11 protein-coding genes are annotated in these 15,314 nt (G+C 48.6%); 5 read left to right on the forward strand and 6 right to left on the reverse strand.

The genetic code is table 11. The features are described 5' to 3' along the window. The first annotated feature begins 24 nt into the window (after window positions 1–24). Both ON05_RS24985 and ON05_RS24990 read left to right on the forward strand, forming a co-directional pair. Window positions 25–1,992, forward strand: a complete 1,968-nt coding sequence (locus tag ON05_RS24985; protein WP_262562345.1) for a methyl-accepting chemotaxis protein — start codon at window positions 25–27, stop codon at window positions 1,990–1,992. Between the two features lie 61 nt (window positions 1,993–2,053). Next, window positions 2,054–5,158: a response regulator gene (locus ON05_RS24990; RefSeq protein WP_010477802.1), complete on the forward strand. Its 3,105-nt coding sequence runs from the start codon at window positions 2,054–2,056 to the stop codon at window positions 5,156–5,158. Here ON05_RS24990 and ON05_RS24995 read toward each other — a convergent pair. Then, window positions 5,133–5,894, reverse strand: coding sequence for a nucleotidyltransferase domain-containing protein (locus tag ON05_RS24995; RefSeq protein WP_010477804.1), 762 nt, complete (start codon window positions 5,892–5,894; stop codon window positions 5,133–5,135). The genes ON05_RS24990 and ON05_RS24995 overlap by 26 nt on opposite strands. 60 nt (window positions 5,895–5,954) lie before the next feature. Then, entirely contained in the window at window positions 5,955–6,203 is a 249-nt protein-coding gene (locus ON05_RS25000) for a DUF4926 domain-containing protein (protein WP_010477806.1), read from the reverse strand. A gap of 225 nt (window positions 6,204–6,428) precedes the next feature. Between ON05_RS25000 and ON05_RS25005 the strand changes: the two genes are divergently transcribed. Then, complete coding sequence (locus ON05_RS25005) at window positions 6,429–7,037, forward strand: hypothetical protein (protein ID WP_010477808.1); 609 nt, start codon at window positions 6,429–6,431, stop codon at window positions 7,035–7,037. Window position 7,038: 1 nt separating this feature from the next. On the opposite strand, the gene ON05_RS25010 is transcribed toward ON05_RS25005, so the two are convergent. From ON05_RS25010 to argJ, 3 genes are all read right to left on the reverse strand, one after another. Then, entirely contained in the window at window positions 7,039–7,395 is a 357-nt protein-coding gene (locus tag ON05_RS25010; protein ID WP_010477810.1) for a DUF6717 family protein, read from the reverse strand. Between the two features lie 17 nt (window positions 7,396–7,412). Further along, window positions 7,413–8,315, reverse strand: a complete 903-nt coding sequence (locus ON05_RS25015; RefSeq protein WP_010477812.1) for a DNA polymerase beta superfamily protein — start codon at window positions 8,313–8,315, stop codon at window positions 7,413–7,415. Between the two features lie 118 nt (window positions 8,316–8,433). Continuing rightward, entirely contained in the window at window positions 8,434–9,651 is a 1,218-nt protein-coding gene (argJ, locus tag ON05_RS25020) for a bifunctional glutamate N-acetyltransferase/amino-acid acetyltransferase ArgJ (protein WP_010477814.1), read from the reverse strand. Window positions 9,652–9,865: 214 nt separating this feature from the next. On the opposite strand from argJ, the gene ON05_RS25025 reads away from it, so the two are divergent. Together ON05_RS25025 and ON05_RS25030 are read left to right on the forward strand one after the other, a co-directional pair. After that, the gene (locus ON05_RS25025; RefSeq protein ID WP_010477816.1) at window positions 9,866–10,789 is read left to right on the forward strand and encodes a class I SAM-dependent methyltransferase; all 924 of its coding nucleotides are present in this window, start codon (window positions 9,866–9,868) and stop codon (window positions 10,787–10,789) included. A gap of 561 nt (window positions 10,790–11,350) precedes the next feature. After that, a complete protein-coding gene (locus ON05_RS25030) occupies window positions 11,351–14,233 on the forward strand; it encodes a filamentous hemagglutinin N-terminal domain-containing protein (protein ID WP_010477818.1) in 2,883 nt (960 codons plus the stop codon). Here ON05_RS25030 and ON05_RS25035 read toward each other — a convergent pair. Next, entirely contained in the window at window positions 14,230–15,165 is a 936-nt protein-coding gene (locus tag ON05_RS25035; RefSeq protein WP_029315489.1) for an isoaspartyl peptidase/L-asparaginase family protein, read from the reverse strand. The genes ON05_RS25030 and ON05_RS25035 overlap by 4 nt on opposite strands. Window positions 15,166–15,314: the final 149 nt, after the last annotated feature.

The following is a 15,314-nucleotide window of genomic DNA, read 5'->3' on the forward strand; positions in this document are numbered from 1 at the left end:
TTGGTCCACTGACACTAGGTACACATGATGACTACTGGCCCATCCCTTTCTCCCCTATCTGAAGATGCTCCTATCGAGCAGGTTGAGTCTTCAGCCGTTTTCATAGAGGAAAATGAACAGGGCTCTTGGCTCCAGCGAATCCAACAACGTTTGCAGAATCACTTAGTCGGCACGATCTCAGCCTCTGTTTTAGTGAGTTTGGCTCTTACGGGCACCTCTGCTTGGAATATCCGACAGATTAAACAGGGACTAGAAACCACGATTGCCAAAGAATTCCAGCTACAGGAATTGAGTGGTTCTATTGTGCATCTAGACGAAGTGCTGACCATGTCGGCGCGAATGGGGGCCAGTACAGGCAATACGCGCTGGGAAGATCGATACAACGAATATGTGCCCAAGCTCGATGCCGCCATTGGTAGCCTTTTGGACCAGGTGCCCGTTGACGAGCAATCTAATCCTGAGCAAACCGATGAGGCGAACAAAAAACTTGTGGCCTATGAGGTGCAGGCCTTTGAGTTAGTAAGAGAGAATAAAGCCCCCGAGGCGCTGGCCTTACTGCTGGGTCCTGAATATGAAGCTCAGAAGAAAATCTATAATGATGGGATTCAGGGGACTCTACAAACGGTAACGGACAATGTTCAGACCCAGTTGAGCAGTTATCAGCAGCGATTGACTTGGTCATTTACCTTTGCCCTCGTAAGTTTGGCCGTGTCAGCTCTAACTTGGTACATCGTCTTTCTAGCGGTTCAGGGGTATATCCGAGAACGGAAGCGATCCCAAGTCAAATTAGAGTCATCCCGAGTCGATTTACAGGCCCTTAACCAACAACTAGAAGCCCAGCTCAAACAGCAGTCGGCTCAAGAGCAGGAAATTATTGCAGAGAGTGAGCTATTCCAAGAAGATGTGGGCCATATTTTGGATGTGGTCTCTGCGATTGAGTATGGGGATTTGACCATTGAAGCGCAGGTCAATGACCGAGCAACGGGTTTGATCTCAGATACCCTCAATCGTTTGATTGAATCCTTGCACCGAATTATGTCCGTGGTCTCGACCACCGCCAGCGAGATTGCGAATAACACCGAGCAGCTAGAGACATTGGCGGTTGAGACCAATGAGCGGGCCGCCAGCCAAACCCAGTCGGTTACGGATGTGCGATCGCTGATGGAAAACGTCAACACCCTGACCACCAACTCCCGGGAACAGGCCACCACCACAGAGAACGCGCTGGAGCTGGCTAAAGCAGCCGTTGAAACCGGTCAACAAGAAATGAACGCCATGGTCCAGGGTATCTCAACCTTGGAAGAAGGCACCGAGCAAATCGTCAAACGAACCCAGCTTCTGAATGAATTTGTGGATTTGGCCGCTCAATTCTCGAAAGACCAAAAGCGGGTGGCTTCTCTGACTCGCGTCTTGGCCCTCAACGCATCTATGCTGTCCACCCGGGCCTTAAAAGAAAAAGACCCGACCCAATTTGCCAGTATTGCTAAAGAATTTGAGACCCTCTCTCGCCAAGTGAATGATTTGGCGGCTGAAACGAACCAGACCTTAGCTCAGCTGCAGCAACGAACGGATCAGATTCAGACCGTAACATCGGGTTTGACCCAGGATGTCAGCGACATCAACCAGTTGGTTAACAAGTTCACGGATGAGGTGGGTAAATCACGACAAGCCTTTACCAATATGCAGGCCGCTACCGACCAGGTGGCCTTGGCGGGTCAGCAGGTCCGTCAAGCCAACGATGACATCTTTGAGGCGGTGCAAAGTACCCTGATCGCTACTCAAACCATTGCTCGTGAAGCGGAAGATACTGCTTCTCAAGCCAACATTACCCAGGAACAAGCGGCTGCCATGGGTGAGTTAGCCCATAACCTCGCCAATATGGTGGAATTCTTCCAATTGCGGACGATGAGCGAAGATGACCTGTCTCCGCTGATGGCTGATCCTGAATTGAAATCAGCCAATATTCCCCTAGCGGTTGCCGCTGAGTCTTAACAGGGGCATTGGATTTACCGAACCACTGCCACAGAAAACGTATCTTTTTCGTCCTACTGAGATGACTGACTCCGACTTCGCCTATTCGTCCCCCCACAATCCTGCGATCAACGATCCTGAAGCTGAACTGCAGAAAGAACTGCAGGCCATGTTCGAGATTGATAGTCAAGAGCATCTGCGGACCTATTTTCAGCTGTCTCAACACCTCAATCCCAGATCTTGGGTGGCAGATATCCAGAATATCTACCGGGCCATTCATACCATTAAGGGAAGTGCGGTTACGGTGGGGGCCGATGCGGTTCTCCATGCCGCCATGGTTTTAGAAGATCTTTTATCCGATTTGCGTTATCTAGAAGAAGCGCCTCCCCTAGAAGATGGGGCCTTACATCGCATGCTTCTAGAAGCGGGGGAACTGCTGGGTAGCTGTTTGCAACTCTCAGGCCCTGAAGCTCAATCTGCGGTTACGCCCACGGTCAACCGCATCAAAACCCTACATGAGCAGATTCAGCTCAACTATCTGCCTAACTGGGATGAGTTGACCCAAGTTCATCAAGAATTTGCTGAGCAAGGTTTCGATCTGGTCATTTTAGAACTAGAAATGGCCGTCAACCAACTGGACACTCCTCAGGTGCCCTCGTCAACCCTGGCTAAGGCGCAGCAAATGTTAGGCCAGCTGCAACAAATTGGTGAGGACCTCCAGCTCGCCGAGGATTGGTCCAAGCTGTTGGATAGTGCATCTCAGCTCCAGCAGTTTCCATTGGCGGATGTATGGCAACAGCAATGGCCTCAGTACTTTGATTTACTCAAACATTGCGCCAAACAAAGCGGCCAGCTAACCTCTGAACAACAGGAGCAGTTTGAATCGCTGATTGCAGCCCTGCCAGAAGAGCCAGTTTCAGTCCCCTCGCCCGTTCACGAACCTGAGGCAGTCTCTCCCATTGCCGATGCCACCTTTGATGACTTCGATGCAGACATCGACCTGGATGCAGATATCGACCTCGATGCAGATATCGATCTAAGTTTCGATGAAATGGACTTCGATCTGGCCGCAATGGCCCCTGCCGACCCCACCTTCTCCAGTGCCGTTGCTGCAGATCAACCCGAATCAGCCAAGCTGGATGACGAGGCCGATCTGGATGACATGGCTGATTTGTCCGATGAATTCCTGGCTGCAGCAGATGCCATGGACTTCGATGACCTCATCGATCTAGATTTAGGCACTGACGATCTACCAGACCTACCCGTTGATGTTGCAGAGTCGGTTGAGTCATCCTCTCAGCCCGGTCTATTCCCCAGTTCTCAGCCCAGTTCCAAACCGTCTACTGCAGCCCCAGCCCCCAGCCCAGCAAAACGGGAAATCAAAATCCCGGTCCCCTTAAGCCGCCTTAATCAATCCTCTCAACAAGTGGTTGAGACCCTGCTGACTGCTCGGTCTGCCTTTAATGAGTCTTCGACTCTGCAGTCCCAACTCACCCAACTGACGGCCCTCACCCAAGAGAGTGCTGAATATATTTCTAGACTTCGACAGCTTCAGGATGACTATGCCTTGTTGCGGGATATCAGCGACGTGCAGGATTCGGACAGTGGCGTCTCCATGGAACGCTACCGCCAGGGTTACACCACCATCAATCGTCTTTTAGAAAATATTTTACGGATGGCTGAGCTGGGGGCAGAACTAGAAGGCACCACCCAGCACACCGTCAACAATTTAGGCCAGCTCAGTCGCAATATCACCCAGCTCAAAGATGGTATTGAAACCAGTCGCCTGGTGCCCTTTAGCAATCTCACGCTTCGGGCCCGAGCCATTCTGCGAGATTTGACCAATCGTTATGATAAACCCGCCCATTTAGAAATAGAAGGTGAACAAGTTGAACTGGATGCCGGTATTATCCAGCAATTGGAACCGGCCTTGCTCCATCTCCTCAGGAATGCCTACGATCATGGCATTGAGACGATGGATGAGCGCTTGGAGCGAGGGAAGCCGGTGCAAGCCACCATTCAACTGGCCTTGGAACGGCGTGGTAATTTATATCGGCTATTGCTACAAGACGATGGCAAAGGGATTGATGCCCAAAAAGTCAGTCAGATTGCCCAAGAGCGAGGTTTTCCCCTCACTCAAACCAACACATCAGCGGATCTGATCGCCGTTCTCTGCCAGCCAGGATTTAGTTCCCGTAGCTCCGTCAGTGAAGTCTCCGGCCGAGGGGTCGGCATGGATGTGGTTGCCAACCAAATTACCAATATTGGGGGTCGGTTACTGCTCGACACCCGGTTGGGACAAGGCACCACCTTTATCATTGAAATTCCAGCACCACAGCTATTGGTTCCTTGTGTCCTGCTCAAAGTAGGAGAACGCAAGGTGGCGGTACCCACCGATGACATTCGAGAAACAGTCCTGGCTAGCGCAAATCAACTGCAGCCGCCAGCAGATAGTGACTTGAGTTGGCAGCTCTCTTTTCAAGATGGCTCTGGAACGGGCTTTGGGCTGGCAGCTTTTTGGCATGAATCCACCCAAGTGTCCGATACGGCTATTTGTGTCCACATATCCCTACCAGACGGCAATGATGTTTGGTTAATTGCGGATGATTTGTTGGGTCAAGAAGAACTGCTGATTCAGCCCCTGCCCCATCCCCTCGTCAGTCCGCCCGCCTTAATGGGCGTCAGTTTACAAGCGGATGGTCAGTTACTGAGTGTCTTAGATCCCCTGGAACTAGCTCAGTCTTTGGCGAAGCAACAACCCCAAACCAACGCAGCTCCAGAAGAGACTAAAGCTCCTATATCTGAAGATGTACAAACGATTTTGGTGGTGGATGATGCTGCCCTGATGCGTCGGCGATTGGAGAGTAGCCTGAATACCTATGGTTTTGCCACCTTTACCTGCAGCGATGGCCAAGAAGCCTGGCAATGGCTGCAAGCGAATGGTGCTCCCGATATGATGATTACCGACGTGGAAATGCCCAATATGGATGGGTTTACGCTGATTGACCGCTGTCGGCAGTCCAATATGGAAATGCCGATCCTAGTGGTATCTTCCCGGCTTTCTGAAGAGTGGGGTAAAGAGGCGGAACGTTTGGGTGCCAACGACTATTTGAATAAAGGGTTCTCGACTCCAGAGCTGATTAACTGCGTCAAAACCCACCTTAACAAGCAGCCAGCCGAATGTTGACCAACAGGTCATGGAGATCGGCCCAAGCAGAAGGACTATCTGGAAGCATACTAGATTGACTGGCGTTTTCTAGCTTTTGTAAGAGACGGCGATACTCTCCTTCAAAGAACACCTGATCTCCCTCTTTAATGACTGCCCGTTCTGGACCAGATGTTTTTTGGGCGATTAAATCGGGGATGTAGGTTAATTGAAACTTTTCATTCAAGTGTCTGAGATTAGCCTCAATTTCGCCCGTCTGCATCAGGTGAATTCCCGTAAGCAAGACTCGAAAGACATACAGCAATGGTTTGACCCGAGCTGGAGATTCTTTGGTGAAGAGCCGCCATTGGGTCTGGGCAAATCCCACATAGTGATAACTATGATGTCGCGTGATGCATCGGGTTGCGATCGCTTTCAATGCATCATGCTCAGGAGACGTCGCCACAATCAGCGGTGAGTAGAGCTGCTCCAGCACATAGCCATTACGCTTCAGCAGCAACCCCATAAATTTCTTGACATCATGGGTCACCAGATCTAGCTCAATGCCCTCCTGATCGGCAGAAATTTCCCGAGTCTCTGGTCCCGTCTGTAGTCCAATCACTTCCTTTAGGGGCAGGATATGAACCCCTCGCAAGTCATAGTCAGAATCAGCAGAGGGAAACCCATACAAGTGAGCACCACTAATGGTGGCAAAGAGCAGGGGATAAGGCTGCTTGGCTACAACATCTTTGAGCTGAGGCGGTAAGTTAAAGGTCATGGGATTTGGCTGCGGCTGGGTAAAAAAGCCGAGATTGGCTTCTGGCAGGTAGTTTGCCCACTATACTGCTACTACCCTAGGTTCTGATTCAGGGGCTATGGGTGCAAAATGTAAAACCATCATTTGAGAGTCTTGAAGGGCAATAGATTCATAAGTTCGACCTTCTTGATCGCTGAACTCAACCTCAAAAGCATCGCCCTCAGCAAGTATTTCCACGACCGTACCGACTTGGCCACGGTAGAGTTGATACTCAGGCAGGTCATTGGTTAGCGCTACAACATCAAGCAAGTTGAGTTCCTGTGTAGTCATGGGCTACATCTCCCCACATTACAGTGGATAGCAGGTTCCAGTTATGAGCCGTAACTTGTTTGAGTTAAGCTCGATAAACCAACCACTCTGTCAACAAGTGTAAGCTATACGATTTGCGTGCTAAACGTCTTGATCTGCTATGAAGTAATGCTTTCTGATATCCATCAGACTGTCGCATGAATAGTGAGACGGATTTTCTGGAACTCCCCTATTGTTTTTAGAGCTATGAGTTTACGGATAATTGGATTGCTCTGTTTAGGGGGTGTAGGGATTGCCGGAGCATCTTGGTGGAATACTGACAAAATAATGAATCCCGTCAATGAGGAAGTTGTTATATCGATTGATCGAATCAACTCCTTAGCATTTACACCGACTCAAGAAGTTTCAGAGAGAAAGTATAATGCGCGGCTTTATTTAGAAAATAGCCGAAAATTATTGTTAACTTGTGAGGATATTAAATTTCTTGGCATTCAGTGGGAAATATCAAACAGAAACATCGCAAAGTCGTGGAATTTACTAGCCAATACAGATTACACCTGTGACTCTTGGGATAATACGACAGTCGTAAGTTTTGTGGCTCCACCATTCAATCCCCATACAAAGTATTTTTTTCATGTATCAAAAAGCAATAAAGCTGAGATGCGAACCAGTATCAAAGGTCGTGCTGGTATTCAACATAAAGATGGAATAGGCACACATTATCTATTTATGGACAAAGCATTTTCAGAATTATTGGGAGCAGGATTGCTCTTCATCAGCCTTATTTGTTTCGCGATAGATTTCTGGAAAGTTTGTCACTCTTGGGTATTGTCAAACCAGTCCATACAGCGGTAAGTCAAAGGTCATGGGACTTGACCTCAGCCTGGCAAAAGAGCTGCTGGGGTGCAGATTCAAAGTATTTGAACAGGGCGGGACAGAGCCACCCTTCCATTTCCTCCGCCGACCAACGATACCAATGGCCACCAAATTCTGGCCGCAGCCAGTCTAGCTGAGCTTGATACCCCGGAAAAGGGGTTTGAGCAAAGATCAGCTTAAATCCTTGCTCAGCTTTAGGAATATCGACCACCAACCGATCGATCATTTGGGGAATACCGCTGACAAAGGGTTCCTGCACTAATCCCGCTAGCGGATCGTCAAATACCCACATCTCTTCATATCGATAAGGGGCAATTACCATAATTGAATTTGCCATTGCTGGATCTCCTTGTCTTACACCATGCTTTGTCGTGCTTCGATCAAAAAAGCATTGGCTTGTTCATAGTTAGGCCGTTCTGGCAGTTGGGTTTGAGCAAAGGCTTGCTCGAACTGCCGATGGAGTTGCAGCCGCCACTGATCCACCTGGGGCCAAGTCCAGTGCTCGTATTTTATCCCTAGCAGACGCTCACGATAGTCACGCATATCGACGGGGACAAACCCTTCCTTAAGCACGGTAATCCCAGATAAGAGCAGCCGAATCAGATGCATCGCATGTTTCCAGCGGATATGGCCTTTGGACCGTAAATCCTGCTCCATTTTTTTGAACTGGGAGAGGGCATAGCCGTTGTAGGTTTGATAGACCAACCGGGATAAAAACATCGTGCGCTGGTCTAGAAGCATTTGTGCCAGAGGCGTTGCCGTTTCAATCAGCGGTGAATAGAGACATTCCAAAACATTGGGGTTGGCCTTAAGGGCTAACAAGAGAAACTTCTGCAGTTCCCAATAGCATTCTTGAGCCGGTTTATCTTCAATTTGCTCGGGAATTCCGTACAGAGACCAATGCAAGGGGGCAGGGGGGAGGTAGATACCTCTGCGATCGCAATCTGAATACTCGTCATCCAAACCATAAGCTCGCGACCCGACCACACAGCGATAAATCACGTAATCTTGCAGGTTGTAGTCTGCCAAAAAGTCAGGGAACCCTTGTGTCTGATACTGTTTACGCAGGCTAAACTGGTGCCGCTGTAAATGTAATTGGCGACCATCGGGCAATTCAATTTCATAGGAATGGGAATTATCCGTGGGGGCTTTGACAATTTTGCCAACGGCGCCCGCGAGACAGACCCCTGCCTCAGTATTAACATCGACTCGGCTGACCACTTGGGTACCCACCGGCACAATCAAATGGGGTTGCATGGCCTTGTGTGACTAAATGGTATGGCTGCTCACCATCAATGAAAATGAGCAGAACTAATTGTAGTATACATAATACAAAACGGCTAGTCTTTTAGGTATTCAACCTTCCATTGAAACCTTAGGTCGTATATTCAGCATTGATTTTGACGTAGTCATAGCTCAAATCGCATCCCCAAGCTTTGCCCATCCCATCTCCATCTCCAACACTAACCTGAATAATCACCGGATCTTGATGGAGATATTGGCTAGCCGCCTCACGATCAAACCCTTGGGGTGCGCCCTGATGCATCAGGACAAAATCACCCAACTGAATATGGAGTTGGGTCGCATCGAAATCTACCCCTGCCCGACCTGCCGCCATCGCGATCCGGCCCCAATTGGGGTCACGACCAAACACTGCCGATTTCACCAACATCGACCCGGCAATTGTTTTGGCTATTTTCTGGGCTTCTGCTTCATCGGTAGTGCCTTGGACCTGTACTTCAATCAGACAGGTCGCTCCTTCCCCATCTCGGGCAACTTTTTGTGCCAACTGCTTACAAACTTCCGTCACCAGAGCTTCCACTTGATCCGCTTCAGGACCGGGACCCTGAATGGCTGGAGCGGCAGATTGGCCATTCGCCAATGCCAACAGCATATCGTTGGTACTGGTATCCCCATCCACCGTCACTTGATTAAAACTGCGATTGGCAGCTCGCCCAATCATTTGTTGCCAGAGCGTTGGTTCCACCTGGGCATCACAGGTGACAAACACTAACAAGGTCGCCATGTCAGGATGAATCATGCCCGAGCCTTTGGCAATCCCGCCGACTCGAACTGGCTGACCGCTAATGTGAGTTTCTAAAGCAACGGTTTTGGGCACTAAATCAGTGGTCATAATCGCCTGGGCTGCTTGATCAGACCCTTCAGCAGAAAGCTGCTCTACCAGTTGGGGCATTGCTGCTTCTACCTTATCGATGGGGAGTTGTTCGCCAATGACCCCAGTCGAAGCAATCAGAATGGCGTCCGGAGTCAGTCCCAAGATTTGAGCTGCGCTCTTTGCTTGTGAGATCGCAATGGCGTCTCCCTGGGGGCCTGTTCCCGCATTTGCCTGGCCAGAATTGCACAAAATTGCCTGAATCTCGGTCGGACCAGTTTGGATCCGGTCCTGGCTATAGGTCACACAGGCAGCTTTGACCCGATTGGTCGTAAAGACCCCAGCCCCATGAGCTTTGACATCAGACACAATCAGAGCCAAATCTTTTGCCCCTGAAGGCTTTAAGCCTGCTGCTATCCCTGCTGCACGGTATCCCTGGGGAGCGGTCACCCCGCCTGGAACGGTCTGCCAATCTGCCATTACTTTTCCTTACCCCCATTAGGGACTGCATCAGCAAGCGTCATCAACGGGCCTGCGTCGCCCTATTCTAATGGGCATCAAGGGTGGGTTTCAAGCTAGCATCAGCTCAACCCAAGTGGTTCTAGCGCACAGGCTTTGACTCAATTTCGGGGGCGTTGTTTGTCATAATGAGGCTATTCCTGTTCATTATTTATATAAAAATCACTTTTAAAAAATGACTGCTGCTTCCCCCCAAGCACCCCGACTTGCGTCTCGCGTCGTCAATGGTCTCTTAGCTATCAAGCCGCTGGCTAACTTTGCTAAGTTCCAAGCCCGGAAAATGATGATTGAACGGGCAGAGTCAATCGGAGTCCCCTGGCGAAAACGAGCCTCGTCCCTGATGGATCGAGGATTAGAGGTGTGGGAAGCAGAGCGACAAGCCATTCAAACCCCCGATTTGGACTATCCAGACTATTATGTGGTTTCCTTTCATGCTTACGAGTCAGGAAATCTGAGTTGGGAAGCGGCGACAGAAGTGGAAGTCGCGTCTTATGCTGCCCATGCTCGGATTTGGCCTGAGTCGGGTGCCCAGGGGGATAGCCGCTTACGCCAGAGTTATCACACAGTGATGCAGGAGAAAATCTCGACAGCTCCTAAAGATATTTTGGATATGGGCTGTAGCGTTGGGCTGAGTACCTTGGCGCTGCAAGAGACCTATCCAGAGGCGAGGTTAACGGGGTTGGATCTGTCTCCGTATTTTTTGGCGATCGCAAACCACAATACCCCCGCCAACGACTCTCTCCAGTGGATACACCGCGCCGCAGAAGAGACGGGCTTACCGGATAACAGTTTTGACTTAGTCTCTATTTGCCTGGTCTGTCACGAGTTACCCCGCACAGCCATCCGCAATATCTTTGCCGAAGCCCATCGCCTACTGCGGCCCCAAGGACATTTAGCTGTAATGGATATGAACCCCAACTCCGATGTCCACCGCAAGTTGCCCCCCTATGTGCTGACGCTCCTTAAGAGTACCGAGCCTTATCTAGACGACTACTTCACCTTTGATATTCAGCAAGCTTTTGTCGAGGCCGGTTTCCGACGGCCCTCCCTGACCTGCAACAGCCCTCGTCACCGCACCCTGATTGCCCAGGTGAAATAATTAATTTTCTGTTTATTTCTAATCCAGCACGCTAGCTTCTGCATTCCCAGGCAGAAGCTAGCTTTTCGACGTTAAATAATGCAGTAGAGCCATTTCATCTCGAATCAGGTGAAAATCACGATTATTTAGCACAAATTATTTATTTGGTTTTTGTATACTCATAAATTAAATTAAATTTTTTCGTTAATTATCAATAGATATTTTAGCTATTTATAAAGTACTATTTCACGATTCACTCATTTAACTGAATTTACTGAAATAAATGCAGAGATGACTATTAAGAACCTGTATTCCTAATTTTATATATAAATCAATTGATATTTCTATTCATAGCTAATGCAAAGCTTCTATTTAAAATTAAAAAACTTCAATGAATTTCAATCATCTTAACTTTTATTGCGACTTGAATAAAGTCATAATCCTGGGCTGAAAAGTAATGGTTGCAGTCCAGTACTCCTTTTGAATTGTGAACCTGACTTGAGGCCCAATTTTGTTTGTTTGAGAAAGCATCAATCCTGGACAGCCCTACCTATCGCTAAAATCCGATATCTCATAGGTGGAATGCTGCCCCTATGCTTATTTAACCCTCACCCTCTCCAGGCCCAGATCATTCCCGACCAAACCCTACCAATTAATTCCCAGGTCACGGCCAATGGCAACAATATTGTGATTGAAGGTGGAACAACTGCAGGAAACAATCTCTTTCATAGCTTTGAGTCATTTTCTCTAACAAATTCTAATCAAGCGATATTCAATTCTGCTTCTGCCATCGACAACATCATTAGTCGAATTACTGGGAAATCTATATCCAATATTGATGGCGTTATCAAAGTAAATAGCAATGCTAACTTACTCTTTCTAAATCCCAATGGCATTATTTTTGGTCCCAATTCCAGCCTGGATATGGGCGGCTCCTTCCTTGCTAGTACGGCAGTTGGAGTCCAGTTCCAAGACGGTAGTGTCCTGAACACAACCAATTCACAATCGCCACCCCTCTTAACGATTTCCAGGCCAACTGGGCTCCAGTTTAATGGAACTCAATCTGGACAGATTATGGTGCAGGGCACATTAGCTGTACCCCCTAGTCAAACCCTAGCCCTAGTGGGCCGTAATGTTGAGTTCAATAGCGGCACAGCCATCGCAGAATCTGGACGGCTTGAAGTGGGTAGCGTCCGTCAAGGCTCAGTCACCCTTTCTCCCTCTAAGATTGGATGGCATCTGAGGTACAACCAAGTTCAGGCATTTAGTGATATTCAGCTGCTGTCAGAATCGGCCCTATTAAATCCCAATGTGGTTAGCAATCCTTTTGGAGGGATTCAAATTCAAGGCCGTCACATCCGCCTCAGCCAATCTGAAGTTCGAGCCCAAATGTTGGCCGATCAGCCTGGTGCAGATATCAATGTCCAGGCAAGTCAATCCTTAGAGATTGGCGGTGAAGTAGATAGCTTCTTTCCGTTCAGCTCTTGGATTGCCAATGTGGTTGAAACAAATGCAAACGGTAATGGTGGCAGTATAAAGATAAACGTTCCCAAAGTATCTTTACTCGATGGTGGACGTATTCAAACCCTGAGTTTGGGGAATGGCTCAGCTGGAAATGTTCAGGTTAAAGCTGATACTTTGTCTTTGAATGGGGGAGCATCCCCCATCATGAATACTAGACGAGAGCTAGGAGACAGCCTAAATAGTCAAATTTCAAGCTCTAATTTCAGTAATGGAGTTGGCGGGAATGTCACAATTACAGCCCATTCCCTTTCATTAACTAACGGTGGTCGGATAGGAACTCTAGTTGGTCCTTCAGCCTCAAGCCAAGGTGGCAATGTAGATGTCACCATCTCAAAGTCAATTTTTGGCAAAGAAGTTAACCCATTTCAAAGAGACTCTGGTAGCGGCATCACAACGTTTACTTTTGGTAACGGAAATGCCGGACAGATTAACGTATCTACTCAGCAGCTATCTCTTCGGGCTGGGGGACAAATTAGTTCACGTAGCTTAAATTTTCCGTTTGGGAATCAAGGTTTTTCTCCTGGAACTGGCAACGCAGGCAATGTTGATGTTCAGGCTAATCAATCGATCCATCTTCAGGGGGCATCCAGATTATCTCCAGACATCATTAGCTTTTTAGGAAGTATTAATAATGGCACTGGAAAAGGGAGTGATGTTTCTGTTACTACCCCGCAATTGACCGTAGCAGAAGGCGCCAGTGTATCTTCAGCTGTCTTTTCTTTTGCGGCTAGTGCTGGTGTGCTGCCACCAGGAGTGGGAAAGGGGGCAGGAGGTAACTTAACTATTAATGCTGCAAACTCGATAACAGTCATTGGCATTAATTCTTCCCCGTTCAATCCCTCACCCAGCATATTAGGAACCTTTACTCTCGGCCAGGGCAATGCAGGTGATACCACCATTAATACCCGAAGATTAGCTGTCTTAGATGGAGGGCAAGTCAATACTGGAACCCTGGCTAGTGGTAACGCTGGCAGGTTATTTATCAACGCTTCAGAATCAGTGTTGGTCAAGGGAAGAGCCTCAAATGATCTTCCAGCTCAAATTGCATCAAATACCTTGGTTCTAAATGAAGCCACTCGCAACGTTTTCTTTCTCCCCTCTCAGCCAACTGGCAATACAGGAGAGGTTACCATTCAAGCGAGGCAAATTACCCTCACCGATGGGGGGCGTATTGGTGTGCAGCATATTGGTAGCGGTAATGCGGGTGAGTTGAGCATCCAAGCGGATTCCCTTTTCTTAAATAAGCAAGGAGCAATTATCGCAGAGACCGCTTCTGGCGAAGGTGGCAACTTAGATCTTATGGTCAAGGACATCTTGCGGTTACGGAACAATAGCCTTATTTCCACAGAATCCGAAGGACTCGGGAATGGTGGCAATATTAATATCAACACTCAATTCCTGATTGCCTCTCCCTTCGAAAACAGCGATATTATTGCCAACGCCTTTGATGGAGATGGTGGGAATATCACCATCAGCACTCAAGGTATTTTCGGTTTTGCGTCTCGCGACACAGTCACCCCATTCAGCGATATTACAGCCAGCTCTCAACAAGGCATTAATGGTGTTATCAAAATCAATAGCCCCGAAGTAGATCCCAGCCAGAGCCTAGTGGAGCTACCTGCTGTCGTTCCACCACTAGAAAACATTGCCCAAGGCTGCCGACCTGGACAAACATTGGGTGGTAGTTCTTTTACCCATATTGGTCGCGGAGGACTTCCTTCTGGGCCAGGTCGATACTTAACCCCCCATACAGTATGGCAAGATCTCAGACCGAACCATTCAGCTCATCTGAGTCCTGTTCACGATCATGCAAAAAATTCTGCCATGGTTAAATCCCCCATCCAGATTGTTGAAGCAAAAGGATGGACTCAGGATGCGCAAGGTCGTATCCATTTAACTGCCCAAACGACTTCCAGCAGAACGCATGGAACAGGCTGCTAGGTTAATTGAAAATGGGATTCGCCCCCATGTTCAATCCAGCCATAAATCATGCCCGAGGTGGAGTGGCCAGCACCGCATCTGCCTTCTGCATCAATAACGATCACGCCCCCCAAACCTTTGACCTTAGACACTAAATACGCCATGCCAGCCTCAGCAGCCTGAGCAGCAGTCAGAGATTGGAAGAGAATATGGTCTGAAATCGTTTTGGCAAGCACAGTCCGCATAAACTGCTCTCCATATCCCGTTGCCGAAACTGCGCAGGTCTCATTGTCTGCAAATACGCCAGCACCAATAATCGGCGAGTCTCCCACACGCCCCCACCGTTTATTAACAATGCCCCCCGTTGAGGTGGCCGCCGCTAAATTGCCTTCCAAATCAAAGGCTGTCGCACCTACGGTTCCAAACTTGCGTTGGGGTTCCTGCTCAATATCTTCATGATCCAGCACCATCTTGCCCGCCTTTTTGGCTTCTTGGAACTGTTTAACTCGGGCTTCGATAACAAAGTAATCATCGGGTAAACATTCCACTCCCCATAATTCTGCAAACTCCATGGCACCATGCCCCACCAACATCACATGCTCGCTTTTTTTGAGTACTAGGCGGGCAAGGGAAATTGGGTTTTTGATATTTTTAATGCCTGTGATCGCACCAGCAGCCAAATCTTGACCATTCATAATGGCCGCGTCCATCTCTACTTCGCCATACTCATTGAGGACGGATCCGCGTCCAGCGTTGTACAGCGGATCATCTTCTAACAAGCTGACACAATGCTCTACCACATTTAGAGCAGGCTCCCCTTGCTGCAGCTTTTGGCGCCCCTGTTCTAAGATGCCATTGATACTTTGGGCAAAGTCCTCTTCACTGCCCTCGGCTTGAATATGTTGTAGGGCACCAGCGCCCCCATGAATCATTAGGGAGTAGTTAGAAGACATGATGGGGGAGAACGGGAGACTAAAAGGTCATTACTTGATCCTCTTCGCAAGATCGCCACAAGGATAATCCTCCCTTGGGATCCATAGACAGAATCTGTTGCCAAGCTTGAATCCTATTCTCGCAACAAATGGCTGGTCTAGACTAGATT

The organism is Acaryochloris sp. CCMEE 5410 (genome assembly GCF_000238775.2).
Lineage (GTDB): Bacteria > Cyanobacteriota > Cyanobacteriia > Thermosynechococcales > Thermosynechococcaceae > Acaryochloris.

Excerpts from the sequence above, each read along its gene's own strand:
- argJ (WP_010477814.1), bottom strand. The coding sequence starts at position 9,651 with ATGGCAGATTGGCAGACCGTTCCAGGCGGGGTGACCGCTCCCCAGGGA.
- ON05_RS24990 (WP_010477802.1), top strand. The coding sequence starts at position 2,054 with ATGACTGACTCCGACTTCGCCTATTCGTCCCCCCACAATCCTGCGATC.
- ON05_RS24995 (WP_010477804.1), bottom strand. The coding sequence starts at position 5,894 with ATGACCTTTAACTTACCGCCTCAGCTCAAAGATGTTGTAGCCAAGCAG.
- ON05_RS25010 (WP_010477810.1), bottom strand. The coding sequence starts at position 7,395 with ATGGCAAATTCAATTATGGTAATTGCCCCTTATCGATATGAAGAGATG.
- ON05_RS25005 (WP_010477808.1), top strand. The coding sequence starts at position 6,429 with ATGAGTTTACGGATAATTGGATTGCTCTGTTTAGGGGGTGTAGGGATT.
- ON05_RS25035 (WP_029315489.1), bottom strand. The coding sequence starts at position 15,165 with ATGTCTTCTAACTACTCCCTAATGATTCATGGGGGCGCTGGTGCCCTA.
- ON05_RS25015 (WP_010477812.1), bottom strand. The coding sequence starts at position 8,315 with ATGCAACCCCATTTGATTGTGCCGGTGGGTACCCAAGTGGTCAGCCGA.
- ON05_RS25030 (WP_010477818.1), top strand. The coding sequence starts at position 11,351 with ATGCTGCCCCTATGCTTATTTAACCCTCACCCTCTCCAGGCCCAGATC.
- ON05_RS24985 (WP_262562345.1), top strand. The coding sequence starts at position 25 with ATGATGACTACTGGCCCATCCCTTTCTCCCCTATCTGAAGATGCTCCT.
- ON05_RS25025 (WP_010477816.1), top strand. The coding sequence starts at position 9,866 with ATGACTGCTGCTTCCCCCCAAGCACCCCGACTTGCGTCTCGCGTCGTC.
- ON05_RS25000 (WP_010477806.1), bottom strand. The coding sequence starts at position 6,203 with ATGACTACACAGGAACTCAACTTGCTTGATGTTGTAGCGCTAACCAAT.